Below are 21,978 nucleotides of genomic sequence, written 5' to 3' on the forward strand. Positions count from 1 at the left end.
CATTGATCCGCATCGCGGACCTCGGTCTTTTTTCTTACCCTTTTGCGGCCTCAAACAGTCGCGCGAGGGTCTCGTCTCGTCCCAGAACGATCATCATGTCGAAGACACTGGGCGACACCATACGCCCAGCAAGCGCCGCGCGCAGTGGTTGTGCAAGTTTGCCAAGACCCATGTCGTGCTGCGCCGCACATTCGCTTACAATGGCTTCAAGTGTTTCGCGGTTCCAGCTAGCATTTTGCAACTGCGGCGTCAATTCCAACAGTATACGACGGGATACATCATCCAGTGATTTTGCCGCTTTTGGGTCCAGATCAAGCGGCCGCTGAGTCAACACAAAATGCCCTCTTTCAAGGATTTGGCCGAAGTTTCGCGCCTTGTCCTTGAGTTGGGGCATGGCGCGCAAAATCCCCTCGCGCTGCGCGGGCGTGAGCGAAGGCGCATCGGTTGCGGCCAGATATTCCTCGAGTTCGTGCAGCACTGCGGCATCCTCCATGATCGTCAGGTGCTGCGCCGTCAAATGGTCCAGTTTCTTGAGGTCGAGTCGCGCTGGTGCCTTGCCGATTCCCGTGGTGTCGAACCATTCACGCGCCTGAGAATCAGAAAAAAACTCATCGTCCCCATGGCTCCAGCCCAGCCGTGCCAGATAGTTGCGGATCGCAGCGGCAGGATACCCCATGCGTTGATAGTCCTCAACGCCCAGTGCGCCATGGCGTTTCGACAGTTTCTTGCCGTCTTCCCCATGAATCAGCGGGATATGCGCGAAAATCGGGACCGGCCACGCCATGGCATGATAAATCTGGACCTGGCGCGCAGCATTGTTCAAATGATCGTCCCCCCGGATCACATGCGTGACGCCCATGTCGTGATCGTCGACCACAACGGCCAACATATACGTCGGCGTACCATCAGAGCGTAAACAAACCATGTCATCAAGCTGGTCATTGCGAAAAACCACGCGGCCTTGAACGGCGTCTTCAATCACGGTTTCGCCGTCACGCGGGGCCTTGAGGCGCACGACATAGGGGGCATCGGGATGCGTCGCCGGGTCGGCATCGCGCCAGGGTGATTGATAAAGCGTACTTTTCCCGGTGGCGCGGGCGGCCTCGCGGAACGCCTCAATTTCGTCCTGCGACGCGAAGCATTTATATGCATGCCCCTTGGCCAACATGTCCCGTGCGACCTCGGCATGTCGGTCGGCACGTTCGAATTGGCTGATCGCGTCGCCGTCCCAATCCAGTCCGAGCCAGGTCAAGCCGGACAAAATCGCCGCTGTGGCTTCGGGTGTCGAGCGGGCCCGATCGGTGTCCTCGATGCGCAACAGGAATTTTCCGCCGCGCCCACGGGCATATAGCCAATTGAACAGCGCCGTGCGTGCGCCGCCAATATGCAAAAACCCTGTGGGCGAGGGGGCGAAGCGGGTCACAACGGGCGTATTCATCGGGCGTTAACCTTTCGGAAACCAGAAAAGAAGTAAGTTGTGCAAAGCTCTAGGCAATGATGCAGGCGATCTCAAGTGTCGAGCACGACCACTCATCGCGCGACCCTCACGTCTCTGGGCGCCACGACGTTGCGATTGCTGGGTTTTCACGCCTTGCGGCCGGTTGCGGCCCTGGCCAGCGCACGCGGACATTTGTTCCCCTTGGCGCCTGTTGCCGTGGGGATCGGTGCCGGCGGCTATTTCGCCTTGCTGTTCGAGCCATCGGGGCAGGCACTTGCGGGTGTCTGGGTGACGGCTACGTTTCTTTTGATCCTGGCTCTGCGGGGGCCAGAACTCGCGCGGCCATCATTCTGGGCCCTCACCTTGCTGTGCATCGGCTTTGCCATGGCCGGGATGCGCACGCAATCCGTTTCGGCACCGGTCTTGGGGTGGCATCGCTATGGTGCCATTGAGGGGCGGATCATTCAGGTGGATCGTTCGGCGTCGGACGCAGTGCGATTGACCCTCGATCACATGGTGTTGCCGGGCCTCAACCCGCAAGAGACGCCGTTTCGTGTGCGCGTCTCGTTGCACGGGGATGCTCTGGACGTGGATCCGATTGCCGGGATGCGCGTAATGCTGACCGGCCATCTGGGGCCACCGCCACCACCCACCGAGCCGGGTGGCTTCGATTTTCGCCGTCTTGCATGGTTCGATCAGTTGGGGGCCGTCGGATATTCGCGCAGCCCGGTGCTGGCGTTGGACGCGCCAAAAGCGGGGTTGGGATTGTCGCTCACGCGGCTCAGGCAACGGATCAGTGCGGGCATCCAGGCGCGGTTGCCGGGGGAGACCGGCGGTTTTGTCGCGGCGATCCTGACCGGAGATCGTTCGGGCGTCGGGTTGGACACAACCGAGGATTTGCGACGCTCGAACCTGTCGCATTTGCTGGCGATATCGGGTCTGCATATGGGCTTGCTGACAGGTGTGGTGTTTGGCGCATTGCGGGCGGCGATGGCCTTGCTGCCAAGCATGGCGTTGCGGTTTCCGATCCGAAAAATTGCCGCCGTCGGCGCGCTCTTGGCGGCGGCGGCCTATTTGGCCCTGTCGGGCGGCAATATCGCAACCCAGCGGGCGTTTGTCATGGCGGCTGCCATGCTTTTGGCGGTGATTGTCGAGCGTCGCGCGATCTCCTTGCGGTCGGTCGGGTTGGCGGCGCTGATATTGCTGCTCTGGCGGCCCGAGGCGATCTTGTCCGCAGGGTTCCAGATGTCTTTCGCGGCGACCGTCGCCCTTGTCGCGGTGTTCTCGGCGCTCAGGGACCGACAACGCGGCAAACCGCGCACGCGGGCCGGTCCGTTGAGGCGGCTGTTGCGTCCGATTGTGACGGCGGCACTGTGTTCCCTCGTGGCAGGGCTTGCCACCGCGCCTATTGCCGCAGCGCATTTTCATCGGCTTACCGACTATGGGCTGTTGGCAAATCTGGTGAGCGTGCCGCTCATGGGCCTGTTGGTGATGCCCTCGGCGGTTCTGGCCGCGGTTCTGTGGCCGATTGGCGGCGAAGCAATCGGGCTATGGTTGATGGCCGCCGGGACGCGATGGATTCTGGGTGTTGCGAATGCTTTCGGCAATCTGGAGGGGGCGATCCGGTTGGTTCCCTCGCCGCCGTGGTGGGTCGTCCCGGTGATCGGCTTGGGGGGCTTGTGGGTGGCGCTCTGGCCGGGCCGGGCGCGGTTTGCCGGGGTTTTTCTGGCCGGAGTTGCGGTCGTGGGTTGGACGCTGGCCGAGCGACCTGCCTTGCTGATTGATCGCGACGGGGCGCTGGTCGGCCTGGCGACGCCCACAGGTCGCGCCTTGAGCCGCGAGCGCGGCGCGAGTTTTGTCGCCAGCCGCTGGCTGGAGTTGGATGGTGACCCGGCGACGCAGCAGGATGCCGCAGCTCGGGCCGGGTTTGTGCCGGTTCAAGGTGGCGTAACGTTCCGCTTTGCGGATCAAGACTGGGTTCATCTGACAGGGCGGGGCGGAGAGGCGGCGTTGACGCAGCATTGTCGGAGGGGCGTGACGGTGATCATCAACACTCGTCTCGGTGCCAACCCGGGGTCGTGTCGTCTCTTTGATGCGCGCGCGTTGTCGCGCATTGGGGCAATCTCGGTGTCGCAGAGCGGGCGCATCACCACGGCGCAAGAGGTTTCAGGGCAGCGGCCTTGGAGCGTGCCATAAATCAAAAGCACCGCGACGAGCAACTGTGCAATGACTCCGTGCCGAAATGCAGCGGGCCGGTTTTTCGGTCCATGCGAATCAGAAAATTCTAGCCAGAGTCCGCCTCGTTTGTTACCAATATGGAAAACAAACAGGCAAAAAATGAGCAGTGTTTCCGGGTTCAACGGCGTTTATGCCGTGGACTGGGCGCAAACGGCGCCTGGCGATGAGTGGGGCTTGGACCCAGAATTCCTGACGGTCGGCATGACCTGGCGCAGGCGCGGCGATGCGCGACGGTTGGATGCGACACGCGACACCCTTTGGCTGGACGCACCTGTAAACCGGGGTGACCCGCGAGAACGCGCCCGCGCCCGGATGCGCCGCCTGTCGCTGGCGGCGATGCCGGATGCGTTGCAGGCCCTGCCCAATTCTGCCGCAGACCTGTTGCCCGATACCTTCCTTTTGACCGACGGGCGCCGCGAATACGCGGCGCGATTGGTGCGGTTGGACGGGCGGCTATTGGCGGTATTTGACCCGCTGTTGCCGCCTTCGGACCATGAGTTGTGGATTTCGGCCCTGAACATCGCTCCGGCGGCCCAATCCCGGCGCATGGGTGTCATCTGCTTTTTGCCGGGCACGTTGATCGCGACACCGGACGGACCGCGCCCTGTCGAGACGTTGGCGCCCGGTGATACGTTGGAAACGCGCGACAATGGGGCGCGGCCCTTGATTTGGCGCGGCGAGACGAAACTGTCAGGCGCTGAATTGTATCTGTATCCGCATTTGCGACCGGTGCGCATTTGTGCGGGTGCCCTGAACACCACAGGCGATGCGCGGCGACCTGATGCCGACCTTCTGGTGTCGCCGGGTCATCGTCTGTTGGTGCGCGCGCCACAAGCCGCCTGGAGTGACCGCGAGGTTCTGATTGCGGCCGAGGATCTGGAAGACGGCCGTTTGATCCGTCGCGACTTTGCCACGGGCGCGGTGCGGTATGTGCATCTGATGCTGGAACAGCACGAGATCATCACCGCGAATGGTCAGCCGTGCGAAAGCTTCCACCCCGGACTGGCGGACCCGCGCGTTCTGTCATGGCATGCGCGCACCCTGGAGCAGGCAACCCCCGGTCTGGTGGCGGACCCGTCGCGATTTGGCGAGACTGCCCGCCGCTGCCTCGACCGCGGTGAAGCGGCAATCCTGCGGCCCCTGCTGGCGTAAGGCAGGGGGGTGGCCCTCAGCCCTGCGCCGCCCATAGATAAACAGCGTATCCCAGCAAGAAAACCAGACCAACGCTGCGCCCGATCCTTGGCAGGCGCAAGGCCAGCAGCATCGCCACGGTCGCGGCCAGCATTACCGGCAGATCAAAGGTCAGAAACCGGCTGGTCACCGGGATCGGCGTGACGACGGCTGTCACGCCCAGAATGCCCAGAATGTTGAAGATGTTCGAGCCCACAACATTGCCCACGGCGATGCCCGGCTGCCGACGCAGGGCCGCCACCAGCGACGTTGCGAGTTCGGGCAGCGAGGTGCCGACCGCGACGATGGTCAACCCGATATACGCCTCGGACAGCCCCCAAAGGCGCGCCAACGCGGTCGCGCCACTGACCAGCGCGTTGGCCCCGACCATCAAACCGACCAACCCGCCGAGGATCAGACCGGTGCTGATCCAAATGTTCAGCGGGGCGATGCCGGCATCCGCGCCCTCGAGTTCGGTGGTTTCGCGAAACGCCAAGACCAGATAGAGGGTCAACACCCCAAGGAACGCCACGCCAAAGCCCAATCCGATCGACCCCATCGCAAAGGGGACGATGAGTGCGAGGGTCGCGACCATCACCAGCCAAAGCGCCCGGCCAAGCGACAGGGTCGCGGTCTGGATGGGCCAGATCAGCGCGGTCACGCCAAGGATCAGCAGGATATTCGCGATGTTGGAGCCGACGACATTGCCCAGCGCGATGTCGGGGCTGCCGCCCAGGGCGGCGTCAAGCGAGACCATCAGTTCGGGCATCGACGTGCCAAAGCCCACGACGGTCAGGCCGATCAGAACCGGCGACAGTCCAAGCTTGCTGGCCAAAGAGGATGCCCCGCGCACCACGGCTTCGCCGCCAGCGATGAGCAGTGCGAGGCCGGCCAGGATAAAAAGATAGTCCATGTTTGCTGTGTGCTTTCAAAAACGAAGGTTCCAGCGCCGCACCATTGCGCGCAATCGAACGATCAATGCCCCCAGAGGGGCGCGCAGAATTCGCAGGTCGGTCGCCAACAAGAGCGCGCCCAGGGGCAGCATCCAGAACCCCAGGATCGGCAAAAAGCCCAGAACCCCGCATATGATCAGGAGCAGCGCCACGGGGAGGCGAAGCCACCGTCGGCCCGGCAAGGTGAGCGCCCGCAGGGTTCCCCCAAGAACCGGAACCCGGTGCCCCAGTCGCGCGAGTTGTCGCTCATAGCGTCGATTTCGACGTGTCATCTCGGGGCCCTGCATCAGATAGCGCTCACTTGGTGAGGGCGCGTGGCGAAACAAGTGACAATGGCGCGTCTGGTTAAAAAAGAATCGTGACTGTCGGTCATTGACTCCACCCTGACGGCTTGTATAAGCGCGTCGTTCCGGGTGCCCGTCTGCAATGGCGGGCCCCGGATTTTCATTGGTGTTGGTGGACCTTGCAAAAGGGACCCTGTCGCTCTGATCACGGACCCGCACGGGTGTGAGATGAGAAAGGACAACGCCCTTCGACCTGTAAAGAAGGAGATCAGCCGTGACCAAACGCACGACTGCCAAGTACAAAATCGACCGCCGTATGGGCGAGAACATCTGGGGCCGCGCCAAATCGCCAGTCAACAAGCGCGAATATGGTCCGGGCCAGCACGGCCAGCGCCGCAAAGGCAAACTGTCCGATTTCGGGACTCAGCTGCGCGCCAAGCAGAAGCTCAAGGGCTACTATGGCGACCTGACCGAGAAGCAATTCAAGCGCATCTTCAGCGATGCGACCCGCATCAAGGGCGACACTGGTGAAAACCTGATCGGCCTGCTCGAGCGTCGTCTCGACGCGGTGATCTATCGCGCGAAATTTGTGCCGACCATTTTTGCCGCACGTCAGTTCGTGAACCACGGCCACATCACCGTGAACGGCAAGCGCGTGAACATCGCGTCGTACCGCGTCAAGGAAGGCGACGAGATCGCCGTTCGCGAGCGCTCGCGTCAGTTGGCCATCGTCATCGAATCGACCCAGTTGGTCGAGCGCGACGTGCCCGATTACATTCAGGCCGACCACTCCAAGATGACCGCGACCTATGTGCGCACGCCAACGCTGGCGGATGTGCCCTATGCGGTTCAGATGGAGCCGAACCTGGTCGTCGAATATTACGCAAAGAACTGATCCGGCCTTGGTGCCGACTGTTGGCGCCTAAGGGTCTTGTGCCAGAATTGGAAGGCCGCGCCGGGGAACCGTCGCGGCCTTTCTTCGGTTTGTTCACCACGTCGGCGGCTTCCGGCCACGGTTGCGGATTTTCCCGCGACCCATGCTGGTCCGCACACGTTGATCGCGCTAAAACGCCCGCAGGGGCTTTGTAATCGGAGAAACAGGATGAGCGATGCCATCCGTCCGCAGCCAGGGATCATGGAAATCGCGCTGTATGTCAGCGGCGAAAGCCATGTCGAGGGCAAGGCCGAGGTTTTGAAACTCTCGTCCAACGAAAACCCGTACGGCCCCAGCGAGAACGCCACGCAGGCCTATCTCGCGGCGGCCGCGAACATGCATCGGTATCCCAACACCGACCACCGCGCGCTGCGCCAGGCCATCGCCGAGGTCCATGGTCTGGACGCGGATCGGATCATCTGCGGCGTGGGCTCGGATGAGATCCTGCAATTCATCACACAGTGTTATGTGGGGCAGGGCGAGGAGGTGATCACCACCGAGCATGGCTTTTCCATGTACCCGATTCTGGCGCAAGCCGCGGGCGCGACCCCGGTCGAGGTGCCCGAATTCGAGCGCCGCGTCGATGTCGACGCGATCCTGGAAGCAGTCACCGAATTCACGCGCATCGTGTTTATCGCCAACCCGGCCAACCCGACCGGCACGATGCTGGATGAGGCCGAATTGCGCCGGCTGATCGAGAACCTGCCATCCTATGTGCTGTTCGTGCATGACGGTGCGTATACCGAATTCGCCGAGGGGTTCGATGGCGGCGTCTCGCTGGTCAACGACTATCCCAACGTGGTGATGACGCGCACCTTCTCCAAAATTCACGGTCTGGGCGGGCTGCGGGTCGGCTGGGGGTATGCGCACCGCGAGGTGATCGACGTGTTGAACCGCGTGCGCCAGCCCTTCAACCTGTCCGAAGGCCAAATGGCGGCGGCGGCGGCGGCGATCCGGGATGTGGCCTTTACCGAGAAATGCAGGTCCGAGAATGCGCGGTTGCGTACATGGCTTCGGGATGCATTGCTGCAACTGGGCCTTGGCTGCGACGAAAGTTTTGCCAATTTCGTTTTGGCGCGATTTGACACCGCCGCCGAGGCCGAGGCCTGCGATGCGGCGTTAAAGGCCGAGGGGATCATCGTCCGGCGCACCAAGGGGTATCAGCTGCCTGATTGTCTGCGCATTACCGTCGGCGATGAGGCGGGCTGTCAACGTGTGATCGACGTGATTGCACGCTTCAAGGGTGTGCGCTGATGGCTGTCCTTTACAACCGCGTGGCACTGATCGGGCTGGGTTTGATTGCGTCGTCAATGGCCCACGCGATGCGTCGGCATGGGTTGGCTGCGCATATCACCGGCTACGCCCGCAGCCGCGAGACCCGCGACGCCGCCGCCAAGATCGGCTTTGTCGACAGTATCCACGACAATATCCCCGAGGCTGTCAAGGAGGCCGATCTGATCGTGCTGGCGGTTCCGGTGGGGGCAATGGGCGCGGTGGCCGCCGAACTTGCGCCGCATCTGAAACCGGGGGCCACGGTGACGGATGTGGGCTCGGTCAAGCAGTCGGTGATCGACGCGGTTGGCCCGTTCATGCCGCAGGGCGTGCATTTCATCCCCAGTCACCCGCTGGCGGGTACGGAACATTCCGGCCCCTATTCCGGCTTTGCGACCTTGTTTGAAAATCGCTGGTGGTTGCTGACTCCGCTTGATGGGTCCGATCCTGCTGCGGTCGCACGGTTGCGCCACCTGTACGAGGCGATGGGCGCGCATGTTGACGAGATGGACGCAACGCACCATGATCTTGTGTTGGCGGTGGTGTCGCATACGCCGCACCTGATCGCCTATACGATGGTCGGGGTCGCGGACCATGTGCGCCGGGTGTCGAAATCCGAGGTGATCAAATACTCGGCTACCGGGTTTCGCGATTTCACGCGGATCGCCGCGTCGGATCCGACGATGTGGCGCGACGTGTTCTTGCACAACAAGGAGGCCACGCTCGACGTTCTGGGCCGCTTCACCGAGGAATTGTTCGTCTTGCAACGTGCCATTCGCATGGGGGACGGCGATCACTTGCACGCGTATTTCACGCGGACCCGCGACATTCGGCGGGGCATTATCGAGGCTGGACAGGACACCGACGCGCCTGACTTCGCCGGATCAAGAGGGACTGAGTTATTGGCGTGGTTGCGGGTTTTGCTGGCAGGCGTGGTGTTGCTCGGGATGAGTGGCGCCGCAATGGCGCAGGTCCCGTGGCATTCGCCGTTCCCGCGTCCGCGCCCGGTACAACCCACAACCGATCCGTTGCCCCTGCCGTTGCCGATGACGCCCGCGCCGCGCCCTGAAACGGATGCGGCTGTGGCGCAGGCGCTTGGTATTGCACGACAATTAACGCCAATGTCGCAACGTCCCGGTGTCGCCCGAAGCCTGTTGCCGCGCGCACGCTCCGCCGCCGCCGCCGCCCGGTTTGCCGCCGCGCCATCGCAACCATCCCGTGTGGCGGCAACCCGATCGCGCGCACCGGCCACGGCGGGCCCGACCGAGCGTGGTCTGTGCGGCGTGCGTGCCCTCGAGGGGCGTCGCCTGCCGCCGATCACGTCATCGACGCGCGGTTGCGGCGTAGCCGAGCCGGTCAGCATCTCATCGGTTCACGGCATTCCCTTGTCGCGCCCCGCGCGTGTGGATTGCGCTCTGGCGCGCGCTTTTGCCGAGTGGGTCGATGACTCCTTGGTGCCAGCGGTGGGTCGTCGTGGCGGCGGCGTGGCGCAAATCCGGGTGATCGGTGACTATTCCTGCCGCACCCGCAACAGCCAGCGCGGCGCACGGATTTCCGAACATGGGCGCGGTATGGCGATTGATGTTGCCGGCTATCAACTGTCCAACGGCGATGTCGTGACCGTCGAGAACCATTGGCGCCGCCGCCCGCACAGACGAGACCTGCACGAGATGTACGAAGAGGCCTGCGACATCTTCCGCACGACACTCAGCCCCGATGCCGACCGCTTTCACCAAGACCATTTTCACTTTGACCTTGCGCGACACCGGGGCGGTGGCAGTTACTGCCGTTAACCACGGCTCAGGGCCGGATCATCACCTTGCCCTGACCCGTCGCGAGCATTGGCAGGATGTTTTCCAGCGCCTCCTCCAGGGATAGTTCGGCGGCGACCCGCGTGGACCATTGGCCCGAGGCGAAGCGTTTTTGCACTTGGCCGACCACCGCCGCGCGGCGCTCTGGCGGGGCCGATGGCAGCCAGCGGCTGAGCCAAAACCCCTCGATCTGTTTGTCCATGAAAATGAACTGGCCCATTTGCGTCAGTGTCGGGGCCTCGTCGCTCATCTTGCCGTAACTGACCCAGCGCGCCCCGGTCGGCATGGCGAAAAACAGGTCCGCGGTGGCCTGATCGCCAACGGCATCCAATAAAACGCGGGGTTTGTGGGCCTTCAGGGCGGCGCGCGACGCCTTGCTGTAATCCTTGTCGCAGCTGATCAGCACCTCGGTTGCCCCTGGCCGCGCGCAAGTCGTCCTCGACGCCTGACCTGCGAAGGACGGCAATCGCTGGCAGGCCTTCGTCACGCGCCAACCCCAAGATCAGCCGCCCCAACTGCGATCCGGCGGCATTCAGCACGAAGGACGGGGATTTCGCGGTTTTCACGCGGTCCACCAAGGCCACGGCGGTCAGCGGATTGACGATCAAGGCCGCGCCATCAGCATCCGAGACCGACTCGTGCAGTGGAATGCACAGCGCTGCATCCGACAGCGCATGTTTGGCCCAAGTGCCGGTCACGGTGCCGAGGAAGGCGACGCGCTGTCCGATCAGTTTTTCGGCCAGCGCCCCATTGCCCGCGACAACCCGGCCCACCCCCTCGAACCCGGCGGCCTGGCCTTTGACCCTTGGTTGTCCATAGCCGCCCTGAACGAAGAACAAGTCTGACGGATTCACCGGGGACAGGATCACCTCGATCACCACTTGACCGGCGGCGGGCGCGGGCAGGGCGACTTCGGCGAGTTCCAGAAAGGGGGTCAGATCGTCCGGGGTTTGTGGTGTCGGGGCGCTGGCAAATCCGCCCTCGCGAAGGCTCAGAGCGAGGGTTGAGGCGAGGTGGGGCATAGGGTTCTCTCCAGTTGGGTTGGCGAGGGTAGCGCGTCAGGGTGTCCGGGTGAATCCCCAGAATATCACCCGACGCTACGTCAAGGATGGTCATTATTGCGCAAAATCCAGCGGCGCTGCACAGTAAAAGTCGCGAAAGTCAAAAGGCAGGTCAATGGCGCGTTTCATTTTGGTTCATGGGGCTTGGGGAAATGCGGCTGGCTGGTCGCGGCTCGAGCGCCGTTTGACAGCGGCCGGACACCGGGTCGAGGCGCTCGATCTTCCGGGGCATGGGCAAAGCCCGGTTCCGCCGCAAACTGTGGGCCAGCCAGAGTATGTGGCGGCGGTTGAAGCGGTGCTTCTGGCCGGGCCGCCCGCCATTTTGGTGGGGCATTCGATGGGCGGGATCGTGATCGCGCAGGTTGCCTCGCGCCAGCCGAAACACACGGTGTCATGCGTGTTCGTTGCCGCCCTGTTGCCGCGTGATGGCGATAGCCTATTGTCCTTGATCCGCCAACAGGATGCGCCCGGCATTCAGGGCGCGGTCAGGCCGGGGCCGGTCGCCGGGACCACGGTGCTGGACCCGGATGTCGCGGGCGCAACACTGATGCAGGATGCCTCGCCAACGCTGGCGGCAAGCGCCTTGGCGGTGATGAGCCCGCAATCGAACAAAGCGCAGAAAGACCCGGCGATCCTTGGCCCCGGTTTCGCCAAAGTGCCCCGAGCTTATGTGTTTTGCACGCAGGATCAGGTGGTTACCCCGGCTTTGCAACGAAAAATGGTTGCGGACTCTCCCTGCGAAGCGGTGTTCACGCTGGACTGCGGGCATGTACCGCAACTCACTCAACCGCAGGCCTTGGCCGAGATCCTGAAGGGATTGGCCTCGGTCTGAGGCTAGTTGTGCTGGGTCAGGATGTCTGACAGGGCGGCTCGGTCGGTCTGCGCGGCGTTTGCCGGATGGGCTGTGTCCTCATAGCCAAACGAGATGCCGCACATCAGTTGCGGCCCCGCTGGCAGGCCAAGGTGTTTGCGGATCACCTCGGGATACAGTGACAGCGCGCCTTGCGCACAACTGCCCAACCCCTGCGCGGTCATCGCCAGAAGCAGCGTTTGCACGAACCCCCCAAGGTCGGCGGCCTCGCGGGTGCCAAACCCTTCGGGCAGGTAGACAAAGGCGGCATGGGGCGCGCCAAACGCATCGAGGTTCCGGGTGAAGGCCGCTTGCCGCCCGGCGTGATCGTCGCGGGTGATCCCCATCGCGCCGTACAGTGCCTTGGCCGAGCCGATCTGCCGCGCGCGATACGTGTCGCGATAGGCGGTATCCATCGGCACATCCGGCGCGGGCGACCCGGTTTTGGCGTGCGTGATCATCGCCTGACCCAAGGCGCGCAAACCGTCGCCGGACACCAGATGCACGCTCCACGGCTGCACGTTGCAATTCGACGGAGCCCAGAGCGCCGTGGCAAAGATCTGCTCGATGATCTCGGGCGCGACGGGATCAGCACGGTAGCCCCGCACAGAGCGGCGGGCGCGGGTCAGGGCGTCGAAATCTTGGGGTGTCATTGCAGTCCTCCGATGGGCTAGACTTAGCGTGCGGGCGATGATGGGGCAACGGGGTAGGGCGGAAATGGCGGTCACACGGAGGCACATGATTGCGGGCGGGACCTTGGCGCTGCTGGCGGGCCAAAGCTGGGCGCAAGAAGGGGCGTTGCACGCGCGTGTGGTGATGTCGGGTCATAGCCTGACCGACCCGCTCCTGGACCCGTTGCAGGCGATGGTGCGCGCGGCGGGGGGGCCACGCGACAGTGTTTTCCTGTCGACAATCCCGGGCAGCCCCTTGGAATGGCGGTGGAATAATCCGCCGGGGCTGGACCTGCGCGCACGGATTTCCGAGTTTGACGTGGTTGTGCTGACCGAGCGTGTGGCGCTGTCGAACACCGCGCCCTATCACCACTCGGCCGACTATGCCCTGCGATTCGCGCAGCTGGGATGGAGCGCGGGCGCCGAGGTGTTGCTTTTCGCCAGTTGGGTGGGGCTGGACACGGGGCCGGAGTTTGCCGGGCAGGGGTCGGACCCGGATGCCCGGCTTGCCGTGGCGCGAGCGTCTGGACCGAGAACTCGCCGCGTGGGAGGAGATCCGCGCGCATGTAAACGCCCATCGACCGTCAGACGCGCCGCTGATGCGGCTGATCCCGGCGATATCGGTGATGGCCGAGATCCATGACCAGATCGAGGCCGGGCGCGCCCCGATTTCGGACATTCGTGCGTTGTTTCGCGATGATATTCACCCGTCCGAGTTGGGCGCCTGGATCACGGCGCTGACGCATTTCGCAGTGATCTATCGGCGCAATCCCGCGGGTTTGACACGTCCTGATGGCATGTCGGCGGCGGTGGGGCGCTGGTATGAGGAACTGGTCTGGCGCGTTGTGTCCGCGCATCCGGGAGCCGGATTGTGACGCACTCTTAGCGCCACCGCCGCGCCACCGCCGCGATGGTTCGCATCAGCGGCAGTCGATCGTACCAATGCGCCCCGGCGATATCGCTGCGCGAGGCGCGCTGCTGGGCGATTTGCGGGGAAATGCCCAGCGCCAACAAACCCGGATGCGCGCGGCGCACCCAGTTCAGCGCGCCATCCACATGCATGGGGCCACCCTCGGGGCTGCCCTCGGGCCGTGTCATCATGGCGCGCAGCATCGGCACGGCGGCTTCGGCGAACGCGCGGGTCAGGCCGAAGAAATGCAGCTGAATCAACCCTAAATCAGCGGGCAGCGTGATCAGGCCATTGGCGTCGGGGGCCGGGGTCTGGGCTGGCCTGTCGCCGGGGTGGCCATAGATCATGGCCCAGTCGTACCCCTTCAAGGCCTCGGCCAGGGCGGGCAAGCGCCGCTCGAACCCGCGCGAGAAATCCATGTCATCCTCGAGGATCAAGGCGCGATCCCACCCGTGTGAGAGCAAGTGCTCCATCACCGCCAGATGGCTTTGATAGGCCCCGTGCGCACCGATCGAGGGAAACCCGGCCGCCACGGTGGGGCGCTCGGCGGCAAACACGTCGACCGCCGGGTGATCCAGCGATAACCCGGCCCGGCGCAACTGCGCGTCGATTTCGCGGCGCCGGTCCGCCCGTTCCGGCAAGTTGATCACGACGATGCGGCCAAACGTGTCCAGAAGGGCTTTGGCGGCAGGGGTTTCGGGCATGACATGCTCCAAGCAAGGCAGGTCTCTGTCTTGCCGCGCCTGTGCGCGGGTTTCAACCGCTGTTGCACAATTGGGCGTGCGCGCCAAACCCGTGGGATTCCCCGAAGCCCGGTGCTAGGTTATGGCCTTGACGCCTTGGCACCGGGTTGAGACGCTGATTTTATAGGTGATGAGCACCGACGACGGCCAAAGCGCCTCGGGTGCGTTTTTTTGAGTACGACGCATGATTTTGAACCTTTTTCGCGGCAAGCTGGTTTGCGCGGTGTTTTGCGCCTGTGCCAGCATGACCGCAGCCACGCACGCCGCAACCCTGGAGTGTCGCAGGCCCGACAGTCTGGGGATGCTGCGGCAAGAAATCGTGCAGCATATCGTCAACGCCGAAGCCAGCCGTGACGACGACGGGCGTATCGTGGTTTATCAATTGCCGGGTGATGATGGCGGTGGCCGTTTCGAGATTGCCGGCATCAATGAGCGCTATCATCCTGAAATGGCCGCCCATTTGCGCGGTTTGATCGACGCGGGTGCGCACGCGCAAGCCGAGGCCGAAGCGGTCGCCTATATCGCCGACTATACGGATCGCTACGCCTTGCGCGCCAAAACCGGCGCGATCCGCTATCTTCTGCGCGACCTGACCTGGAACCGGGGCTGGACCGGGGCCGTGCGCATTCTGCAAATCGCGCTGCAGGTGCCCGAAGACGGGGTGTTCGGCCCACAAACCTTTGTCGCCCTGCGCCAGCATGAAAGGCAACCGCTCAAGCTGATCGGCGCGTTGCGGGTTGCGCGCGAGATTTATGAGCGCCGACGCCGCGATGAGAACAGCCGCTTTTGGAACGGACTGGTGAACCGCTGGGATGCCGCAAGCCGTCGCGCGCGGTGTTTCTTTCGCGATGGGGTCGGCGTGTCGCCTCAGCCGGGCAAAGTGCCGCGCTGAACATAGGTCAGCATCTGGACGACCTGCAATGGCGTTTCGGCAACCGCAAGGGCAGCAGCATCGACCTCTTTGAGGGCGTGCTGATGGTCCGGGCCGTGCAGGACGATCAGCGACTTGTTCAGCGCCGCCGCCATACCGGCATCAAACGCGGCATTCCATTGTTTGTATTTCTCGCCAAATCGCACGACCACAACATCAGCATCCATGATCCCCTTGCGTGTGCGGATCGCGTTCAGCTTGGCGCTTTTGTGATCGTGCCAGAATTTGGTTGGCTCGGTCCCAAGGATTGCCACACCGCAATCGTCCGAGGCATCGTGATCGGTGACCGGCGCGCTGAACGCCACATCCAGCCCTGCATCTGCGCAACCCGCCATGATCTCGTCGCGCCAATTGGTGTGGATTTCGCCGGAAAGATACACTGAAAGGGTCATGGAAGGCTCCGATGGGGTCGGGTCAGGGGGGTGTGCGACCTTTTTGGCCGCCGCGCGCGGGAAACACAAGTCTTGGTCTCTGGCCGGGCTAATGGGGTTGCGTTGTGCGGCGGAAACCGGGCAGATGAGGCACCGATTGCCCGGAGGTTCCATGACGACGCCCGACCCTGACCACGAACCCGCGCCGCAGCCAGGCCCTCAACCCGAGAAACAGGCCTCGCCGCTGATCAAGCAAGTGTTGGAGCTTGGGCCGCTGCTGGCCTTTCTGGTGGCCTATCTATGGCTGCGCGACGGCAGCGTGACGATTGGCGGCACCGACTACGGTGGGTTTGTCGTGGCAATCGTGTTGTTCGTACCCTTGCAAATCGCGTCGGCGGTGGCGTTGCGGCTGATCACCGGGCGGCTGTCGCGAATGCAACTGGCGACGCTGATCCTGGTGATTGTGCTGGGGCTTGGCACAGTTCTGTTCAACGACGAACGCGTGTTCAAGATGAAAAGCACCTTCGTTTTCGGTCTGTTCGGGGTCTTGTTGTTCATCGGCCTGTGGCGCGGACAATCCTGGCTGGCCTTCGTGCTGGATCAGGCGCTGCCGATCAGCCGCGAAGGCTGGATGATCCTGACCCGGCGCATGGCCTGGTTTTTCCTGGCCTTTGCGGCCATGAACGAGGTGATCTGGCGGAATTTTTCGACCGATGTCTTCGTGATGTGGGACACGTTCGGGCAGATGGGTGTGATGTTCGTGTTTCTGATGGGGAATTACAAGCTGATCGATACGCATTGGACCGGGCCACGCTGAACGCGACGGGTCGAGGGAGAGCGTGCCTCGGGGGCATCGAGCCCCCTCGGCCCGCCGGGGGTTTTGCACCCCCGTCAGGCCGTCGGCCTTTCCCCCGCAGGATATTTGAAGAACAAAGACGGTCAGGGGGCCGGTCAGCTTGCGAGAGGCGCGATGCGTTTGATGAGGTGCGACCAGCGTGGTTCCGGTGCGGTGGTGAGGGCAGCGCGCAAGAGCGGCAGGGACAAGCGCTGGCGATCGTGCAGAAGCGCGCGGTAGAAGCGGAACACGCCCGGGCGCAGATAGACCGACCAGTGGCAGATCCGCGCTTGCGATGCGGCGAGCGGCAGGCCCATGGTGCGCAGGGCGGCGCTGGTGGCGGGATTGTCGAGTTGAATGTCGAGCCAGTTTTCGCGCATGCCAACCCCGTTTCCCAGCGCATTTTGCCCGCCGAATGGCGCGAAGGCGCGTTCGAACAGGAAATCATAGAGGTCGTTTTCCCGCGTGGTGATGTTGAGAAATTCCGCGGATAGCCCGGCGGGGCTGCGGCGTGCGGCCTCGGCTCGATGGGTGAAATCGGCGCCTGCCAGCAAGATCACGCGGTCGATGGTGTTGGCGGCCAGCAGGGGCATGGCACCGAGAATCACACGAGCCCCCAGCGAATGCCCGATCAGGTCAACGCGGCGTTCCTGGTCGATGCGGCGGATGAGTTGCACCAGGCGGGCGAGCATCAGGGCGGTGGCATCCGCCGATTCCGTGGCGCGCCACAAGGCCCCGGCCGAGTGCCAGCCAAAGCCGAAACACAGCCCCAGCGGTTTGCGCGGGCCGGGCAGGGCGAAGCCGAGGCGGCGGGGCCAGGAGACGAAGCGGCTACGGCCAAACCCGGGGCGAGGTGCAAAGATCAGGCGATGGGGATCGCGGTCGGGGTCCGAGGGGCGATAGCCTTTGCCGTGGACCATGATCACCACCGGCGCGGTTTGCGGGACATCGGCCAAGGCCAACGCGATGGTCCTTTCGGGTGTGCCACCCTCAGAGGAGCCCAAGACCAGGCCAGTCTGCGTTGCGGTGATCGGGATCAAGGTCATCGGTTTGGCTTTCGGTGCGATAAATTCTAAGGCGTCGTCCTTGTTGTTGTCCGCTGAACCGGGTTTCTGCCGGGTGAACGGAGCGTTCTTCATGAGAACGGGCATCCTGTGCCTCAGGTTCATATTTACAGCCCACCGTGTCGAAAATGTGAAAACCGCGTGTCGAGAGCGCGACACGCGGTTTCAGATCTTGCAGGTTGGTTGGGCGGGCTACAGCACCAGTTGATAGGTCATCAGCATGTCCTGGGCGCTGTCTGTTCCCGGCGGGCGCAGAATGCCGCGTGTGAAAAGCTCGGCTTCGGCCAGAGAGGCGTAGTCGATCAAGGCGCGGGCGACGGACAGGTCATCCTCGCCGATATAACTGCGAAAGGTGCTGTGGATGCGCGCATAGGTCAGACTGAGATCGGCATTGTCCATTGAGCTCAGCGCGCGCTGCACTTCGGCACGGGCTTCGTTGGTCATTTGCAGCTCTGCAATCGGCAGAGTCAGCGAGATGTCCGTCTGGAGCGCGGTCTGGGCACGCGCCTGTTCGACAAATCGCCCCATGCCGAGCAGCCCGGCCCCAAAGACCGAGGCGGTCAAGGCGAGGGTATTGAGGGGAACGCCGCCGAACTCGTTGCACACAAAGTTATGAATCTTCTGTTTCATGGAATCAGGTCCCGGTTAGGCTTGGTTTACTTGGGGAGTTGTGACCCTGAAACGGGGCGAGACCGGGGCAAGTGCTGGGCGATTGCGGGGCGATGTCGCGGCTCTGCGATGGCTCGCTGTCCGTGCGCCTTGCCAGAATGTCGCACCGGATCCTTGACGCAGCAGGCTTGAGTGTCGTAACTGGCGCAAACGTGGGGCTTTGTGCCGGCTTGCGGCCCACGCTAAAGAATCCGCTAAAGAGGCTGGTGTCGCGTGTTCGCGGGGCTGCGCCTGTGCCGGTAACGGTTAAAGCGGTTGCGACCGCAGGAGGCAGCGATGGCCAAGACGATTGATCCTCAGTGGAGTGCGCGTACCGTTGCGGTGCATGGCGGCACACGGCGCAGCCAGTATGGCGAAGTGTCCGAGGCGATGTTTCTGACGCAAGGTTTCGTCTATGAAACCGCCGAAGCCGCCGAGGCGCGGTTCGTCAAGGCGGGTGAGGATGAGTTCATCTACGCCCGTTACGGCAACCCCACCAACCGCATGTTTGAGGACCGGATCGCTGCCCTCGAGGGCACCGAGGATGCGTTCGCCTGCACCTCGGGCATGGCGGCGGTCAGCGGCGCGATGCTGGCGCTGACCAAGGCGGGCGATCATATTGTCGCCTCGCGGGCGCTGTTCGGGTCGTGCCTTTATATTCTTGAGGATGTTCTGGGCCGGTTCGGCTGCGAGATCACCTTGGTTGATGGCACGGATAATGCCGCGTGGGAGGCGGCAATTCGTCCCGATACGCGGGTCGTGTTCCTCGAAGCCATCTCGAATCCGACGTTGGAGGTCATCGACCTCGCGCATGTGGTGCGTGTGGCGCATGCCAATGGCGCGCTGGTGGTGGTGGATAACGTGATGGCGACGCCGACTTTTTCCTATGCCGCGCGGCTGGGCGCTGACCTGATCGTCTATTCGACGACCAAACATGTGGACGGGCAGGGGCGTATGCTGGGCGGCGCGATCTGCGGGTCGCGCGAGTTGATCCGCGGCCCGATCGAGGCCTATCTCAAGCACACGGGCGGTGCGATCAACCCGTTTGCCGCCTGGACCCATCTCAAGGGGTTGGAGACCATGGACCTGCGTGTCCGCGCGCAGGCCGCCGCTGCGATGCAGGTGGCCGAGGCGCTGGAGGGGCATGAAAAACTGGCTGCGGTGCGCTATCCGCAACTTCTCAGCCATCCGCAACACGCGGTGGCAATGGCGCAGTCGGCGTCGGGTGGGACGGTTTTGGCGATTGAGGTCAAGGGCGGCAAGGCGGGCGCGTTCCGGTTCCTGAATGCCTTGCGGATCGTCATCATCTCGAACAATTTCGCCGATGCAAAATCCATTGTCACGCATCCGGCGACGACCACCCATCAGCGACTGCCTCAGGCGCAAAAGGATGTGTTGGGCATCTCGGACGGTCTGATTCGCTTGTCGATCGGGCTGGAAGACCCTGCGGACCTGATCGCGGATCTGCAGCAGGCGCTCGCGACGGTTTAAGGTCACTACTGGGTGATCTGATCGCCAGCCCAAGGCGTAGAACCGTTGTAAAAGGCGCGTGAAGGATTACGTTTATTCCCAGCGCGCCAGACGTGATATGCGTCGTATCCAAGGGGGCGAGTGATGAATGTCCAGAAACCGGTGACGAAAAAAGAGCCAGATCTGTTGCAAGCCGAAGCGGCGATGTCCGTTTTGAGGGCTTGGGCCGCGCGGGCGACCGACGCGGAAATTGCCGCGCTTGACCCCGCGTTAACGCGGCTTCTGCCGGGCGTAGCCGATCCGGCCTATCCGGTGTTTCAGCAGACTTATCCGGCTGATTTCAAACCGGACGCGGCCTATAAACGCACCATGCCCGACTTGCAGAATGGTCCGGCCAGCCTGATCAAGGGCGCAAATACGGCGATTCAGCATGTCGGGATCTCGAATTTCCGCGTGCCGATCCGGTTTCGCACGCGCAATGGCGATGCCAGCGGGCATGACGATGTGACGTTGCAAGCCTCGGTGACGGGAACGGTGAGCCTTGATGCCAACAAGAAAGGCATCAACATGTCGCGGATCATGCGCAGCTTTTACCAGCACGCGGAGAAGCGGTTCAGTGTGGGTGTGATCGCGGCGGCACTGGATGACTACAAGACCGATCTTGAAAGCTTCGACGCCCGGATTCAGATGCGCTTTTCCTTTCCGATGAAAGTTGAAAGCCTGCGCTCGGGGCTGTGGGGCTGGCAGTATTACGATATTGCACTGGAATTGGTGGACGTCGGCGGCGTGCGCCGACAGTTCATGCATCTGGATTACGTTTATTCTTCGACCTGCCCGTGTTCTCTGGAATTGAGCGAACACGCGCGGTCCGGTCGCGGACAACTGGCGACACCCCATTCGCAACGCTCCGTGGCGCGGATTTCGGTCGAGGTTCTGCCCGGCGAAGTGCTGTGGTTCGAGGATCTGATCGACGCTTGCAGGCGCGCGGTGCCAACCGAAACACAAGTGATGGTCAAGCGTGAGGACGAGCAAGCCTTTGCCGAACTCAACGCCGCCAATCCGATTTTCGTCGAGGATGCCGCGAGGCTCTATTGCGAAGCGTTGGAAAGCGACCCGAGGATCGGAGATTTCCGTGTGGTGGCCAGCCATCAGGAAAGCCTGCACAGTCATGACGCCGTCAGTGTCCTGACCCGCGGGGCGGCCTTTGAGGCGCAAAGCCTTGACCCGCAGTTGTTCGCGAGCTTGATCCACAAGGGGTAAGTGTCGCAGGTCAAGGACGTGGCTTTGCGGCGGATAGCGCGGTTGCTATGATGCGCCTTCGGCCATAGCGCGAGGCGGTGATGTTTGATCTGATGACCGTTACCCTGAACCCGGCACTGGATCTGAGCGCCGACTCTGGCCTCGTTGTGCCGGGCCCGAAATTGCGGTTGGGCGCGCCGACGGTTGAACCCGGCGGCGGCGGGGTCAACGTGGCGCGCGCGGCGACAAATCTGGGTGGCCGCGTTCTGGCGGTGGCCGCGCTGGGCGGCGTGACGGGCGCGCGCATGGCCGAGTTGCTTGGCGATTCGGGTGTGACCGTTGCGGCGTTTCAACTGGATGGAGAAACCCGGCAAAGCCTGTCCGTGACCGAGCGCGAAACGGGCAAGCAGTTCCGGTTCATCCTGCCTGGACCGAACTGGACGCCCGCACAGGTCGAGGCGGTTTTTTCGCGCCTGAGCGAGGAAACGCGGCACTTGGTCCCGGGCGCGATTGTCGTGCTGTCGGGCAGTCAACCGCCCGGCGTGCCTGACGATTTCCCGAAGGAGCTGGTGCGCCGATTGCCACAAGCCCGGATCATCGTGGATACCTCCGGGGCCGCGCTGCGGCAGATGGTTGACCACCCGGAGGCGGGGGCCAAACCCCATGTCCTGCGCATGGATCAACGCGAATCCGAAGAAAGTGCCGGGCGCCAACTGGAAACCGCCGCTGAAAGCCTCGATTACGCGCAGGCGCTGGTAGGCGCGGGCGTGGCCGGCGTGGTGATACTTGCACGAGGGCGGGACGGGTCGGTTCTGGCGACGGCAACCGAGCGTCTGCACTGCGTGCCCCCCGAGGTGCCGGTGGTCAGCACGACCGGCGCCGGCGACAGTTTTACGGCGGGATTCGCCCTGACGGTGGCGCGGGGCGAGGGGGTGGCAGCGGCCCTCCGGATGGGCACCGCCGCCGCCGCCGCCGCCGTGATGACGCCGGGAAGTGCCTTGTGCCGCGCTGACGATGTCCAGCGATTGGTCAAAGACTGTCAGTTCCGCGCCACACCCTGATCCGCGTTTCGAGCAGCGCTTGAC

The 21,978-nt window shown here is 63.3% G+C and carries 22 protein-coding genes, 2 pseudogenes and 1 riboswitch; of the genes and pseudogenes, 14 read left to right on the top strand and 10 right to left on the bottom strand.

Going from position 1 to position 21,978, the window contains the following annotated elements; all coding sequences use genetic code 11:
- Positions 1 to 34 precede the first annotated feature (34 nt).
- On the bottom strand, positions 35 to 1,438 hold the full coding sequence (gene gltX, locus VDQ28_RS11255; RefSeq protein ID WP_323036027.1) for a glutamate--tRNA ligase: 1,404 nt from the start codon (positions 1,436 to 1,438) through the stop codon (positions 35 to 37).
- Between the two features lie 75 nt (positions 1,439 to 1,513).
- On the opposite strand from gltX, the gene VDQ28_RS11260 reads away from it, so the two are divergent.
- Complete coding sequence (locus VDQ28_RS11260) at positions 1,514 to 3,634, top strand: ComEC/Rec2 family competence protein (protein ID WP_323036028.1); 2,121 nt, start codon at positions 1,514 to 1,516, stop codon at positions 3,632 to 3,634.
- Between the two features lie 141 nt (positions 3,635 to 3,775).
- Entirely contained in the window at positions 3,776 to 4,828 is a 1,053-nt protein-coding gene (locus tag VDQ28_RS11265; protein ID WP_323036029.1) for a Hint domain-containing protein, read from the top strand.
- Between the two features lie 16 nt (positions 4,829 to 4,844).
- On the opposite strand, the gene VDQ28_RS11270 is transcribed toward VDQ28_RS11265, so the two are convergent.
- Together VDQ28_RS11270 and VDQ28_RS11275 are read right to left on the bottom strand one after the other, a co-directional pair.
- Positions 4,845 to 5,759 (bottom strand): calcium/sodium antiporter, encoded by a 915-nt coding sequence (locus VDQ28_RS11270; protein WP_323036030.1) that lies wholly within the window; start codon positions 5,757 to 5,759, stop codon positions 4,845 to 4,847.
- Positions 5,760 to 5,774: 15 nt separating this feature from the next.
- Positions 5,775 to 6,071, bottom strand: coding sequence for a tryptophan synthase subunit beta (locus VDQ28_RS11275; RefSeq protein WP_323036031.1), 297 nt, complete (start codon positions 6,069 to 6,071; stop codon positions 5,775 to 5,777).
- Positions 6,072 to 6,357: 286 nt separating this feature from the next.
- Between VDQ28_RS11275 and rpsD the strand changes: the two genes are divergently transcribed.
- The 4 genes and pseudogenes from rpsD to VDQ28_RS11295 all read left to right on the top strand — a co-directional run bounded on the left by rpsD (position 6,358) and on the right by VDQ28_RS11295 (position 10,082).
- Positions 6,358 to 6,978 carry a 30S ribosomal protein S4 gene (gene rpsD, locus VDQ28_RS11280; protein WP_323036032.1) on the top strand — a complete coding sequence of 207 codons (621 nt, stop codon included), beginning with the start codon at positions 6,358 to 6,360 and terminating at the stop codon, positions 6,976 to 6,978.
- Positions 6,979 to 7,185: 207 nt separating this feature from the next.
- Positions 7,186 to 8,271 (top strand): histidinol-phosphate transaminase, encoded by a 1,086-nt coding sequence (gene hisC / locus VDQ28_RS11285; protein ID WP_323036033.1) that lies wholly within the window; start codon positions 7,186 to 7,188, stop codon positions 8,269 to 8,271.
- Positions 8,271 to 9,179 (top strand): annotated as a pseudogene (locus VDQ28_RS11290) (prephenate/arogenate dehydrogenase family protein); the annotation flags it as partial. The gene hisC and the pseudogene VDQ28_RS11290, both read left to right, overlap by 1 nt.
- A 231-nt stretch (positions 9,180 to 9,410) precedes the next feature.
- Positions 9,411 to 10,082: an extensin family protein gene (locus tag VDQ28_RS11295; RefSeq protein ID WP_323038111.1), complete on the top strand. Its 672-nt coding sequence runs from the start codon at positions 9,411 to 9,413 to the stop codon at positions 10,080 to 10,082.
- Positions 10,083 to 10,089: 7 nt separating this feature from the next.
- Here VDQ28_RS11295 and VDQ28_RS11300 read toward each other — a convergent pair whose 3' ends face one another.
- Together VDQ28_RS11300 and VDQ28_RS22585 are read right to left on the bottom strand one after the other, a co-directional pair.
- Positions 10,090 to 10,506: a hypothetical protein gene (locus tag VDQ28_RS11300; RefSeq protein ID WP_323036034.1), complete on the bottom strand. Its 417-nt coding sequence runs from the start codon at positions 10,504 to 10,506 to the stop codon at positions 10,090 to 10,092.
- Positions 10,507 to 10,798: 292 nt separating this feature from the next.
- Positions 10,799 to 11,122, bottom strand: a pseudogene (locus VDQ28_RS22585) (alcohol dehydrogenase catalytic domain-containing protein); the annotation flags it as partial.
- Between the two features lie 154 nt (positions 11,123 to 11,276).
- On the opposite strand from VDQ28_RS22585, the gene VDQ28_RS11310 reads away from it, so the two are divergent.
- Positions 11,277 to 11,993 carry an alpha/beta hydrolase gene (locus VDQ28_RS11310; protein WP_323036036.1) on the top strand — a complete coding sequence of 239 codons (717 nt, stop codon included), beginning with the start codon at positions 11,277 to 11,279 and terminating at the stop codon, positions 11,991 to 11,993.
- 2 nt (positions 11,994 to 11,995) lie between these two features.
- Here the strand turns inward: VDQ28_RS11310 and VDQ28_RS11315 are convergent, their stop codons facing one another.
- On the bottom strand, positions 11,996 to 12,664 hold the full coding sequence (locus VDQ28_RS11315) for a nitroreductase (RefSeq protein ID WP_323036037.1): 669 nt from the start codon (positions 12,662 to 12,664) through the stop codon (positions 11,996 to 11,998).
- Between the two features lie 85 nt (positions 12,665 to 12,749).
- Between VDQ28_RS11315 and VDQ28_RS11320 the strand changes: the two genes are divergently transcribed.
- On the top strand, positions 12,750 to 13,325 hold the full coding sequence (locus tag VDQ28_RS11320) for a hypothetical protein (protein WP_323036038.1): 576 nt from the start codon (positions 12,750 to 12,752) through the stop codon (positions 13,323 to 13,325).
- On the top strand, positions 13,309 to 13,557 hold the full coding sequence (locus tag VDQ28_RS11325; protein WP_323036039.1) for a hypothetical protein: 249 nt from the start codon (positions 13,309 to 13,311) through the stop codon (positions 13,555 to 13,557). The genes VDQ28_RS11320 and VDQ28_RS11325 overlap by 17 nt, the downstream gene beginning before the upstream one ends.
- A 7-nt stretch (positions 13,558 to 13,564) precedes the next feature.
- Here VDQ28_RS11325 and VDQ28_RS11330 read toward each other — a convergent pair whose 3' ends face one another.
- The gene (locus tag VDQ28_RS11330) at positions 13,565 to 14,296 is read right to left on the bottom strand and encodes a glycosyltransferase family 25 protein (RefSeq protein ID WP_323036040.1); all 732 of its coding nucleotides are present in this window, start codon (positions 14,294 to 14,296) and stop codon (positions 13,565 to 13,567) included.
- Positions 14,297 to 14,519: 223 nt separating this feature from the next.
- Here VDQ28_RS11330 and VDQ28_RS11335 point away from each other — a divergent pair, with 223 nt between their 5' ends.
- Complete coding sequence (locus VDQ28_RS11335; RefSeq protein ID WP_323036041.1) at positions 14,520 to 15,227, top strand: hypothetical protein; 708 nt, start codon at positions 14,520 to 14,522, stop codon at positions 15,225 to 15,227.
- Here VDQ28_RS11335 and VDQ28_RS11340 read toward each other — a convergent pair.
- Positions 15,203 to 15,658 (bottom strand): YtoQ family protein, encoded by a 456-nt coding sequence (locus VDQ28_RS11340; RefSeq protein WP_323036042.1) that lies wholly within the window; start codon positions 15,656 to 15,658, stop codon positions 15,203 to 15,205. The two genes, VDQ28_RS11335 and VDQ28_RS11340, sit on opposite strands and share 25 nt — an antisense overlap.
- A 151-nt stretch (positions 15,659 to 15,809) precedes the next feature.
- Between VDQ28_RS11340 and VDQ28_RS11345 the strand changes: the two genes are divergently transcribed.
- The gene (locus tag VDQ28_RS11345) at positions 15,810 to 16,454 is read left to right on the top strand and encodes an inner membrane-spanning protein YciB (RefSeq protein ID WP_323036043.1); all 645 of its coding nucleotides are present in this window, start codon (positions 15,810 to 15,812) and stop codon (positions 16,452 to 16,454) included.
- Between the two features lie 134 nt (positions 16,455 to 16,588).
- Here the strand turns inward: VDQ28_RS11345 and VDQ28_RS11350 are convergent, their stop codons facing one another.
- Positions 16,589 to 17,611 (bottom strand): alpha/beta hydrolase family protein, encoded by a 1,023-nt coding sequence (locus VDQ28_RS11350; RefSeq protein WP_323036044.1) that lies wholly within the window; start codon positions 17,609 to 17,611, stop codon positions 16,589 to 16,591.
- Positions 17,612 to 17,728: 117 nt separating this feature from the next.
- Positions 17,729 to 18,166, bottom strand: coding sequence for a hypothetical protein (locus VDQ28_RS11355; RefSeq protein WP_323036045.1), 438 nt, complete (start codon positions 18,164 to 18,166; stop codon positions 17,729 to 17,731).
- A gap of 181 nt (positions 18,167 to 18,347) precedes the next feature.
- A riboswitch (SAM riboswitch) is annotated at positions 18,348 to 18,424 on the top strand.
- Between the two features lie 57 nt (positions 18,425 to 18,481).
- Between VDQ28_RS11355 and VDQ28_RS11360 the strand changes: the two genes are divergently transcribed.
- The 3 genes from VDQ28_RS11360 (at position 18,482) to VDQ28_RS11370 (ending at position 21,954) form a co-directional block, all read left to right on the top strand.
- Positions 18,482 to 19,675 carry an aminotransferase class V-fold PLP-dependent enzyme gene (locus tag VDQ28_RS11360; protein ID WP_323036046.1) on the top strand — a complete coding sequence of 398 codons (1,194 nt, stop codon included), beginning with the start codon at positions 18,482 to 18,484 and terminating at the stop codon, positions 19,673 to 19,675.
- 123 nt (positions 19,676 to 19,798) lie between these two features.
- Positions 19,799 to 20,914, top strand: a complete 1,116-nt coding sequence (folE2, locus tag VDQ28_RS11365) for a GTP cyclohydrolase FolE2 (protein WP_323036047.1) — start codon at positions 19,799 to 19,801, stop codon at positions 20,912 to 20,914.
- An 80-nt stretch (positions 20,915 to 20,994) separates the two neighbouring features.
- The gene (locus VDQ28_RS11370) at positions 20,995 to 21,954 is read left to right on the top strand and encodes a 1-phosphofructokinase family hexose kinase (protein ID WP_323036048.1); all 960 of its coding nucleotides are present in this window, start codon (positions 20,995 to 20,997) and stop codon (positions 21,952 to 21,954) included.
- Positions 21,955 to 21,978 lie beyond the last annotated feature (24 nt).

This window comes from Pararhodobacter sp. (assembly GCF_034676545.1).
Classification (GTDB): Bacteria; Pseudomonadota; Alphaproteobacteria; order Rhodobacterales; family Rhodobacteraceae; genus Pararhodobacter.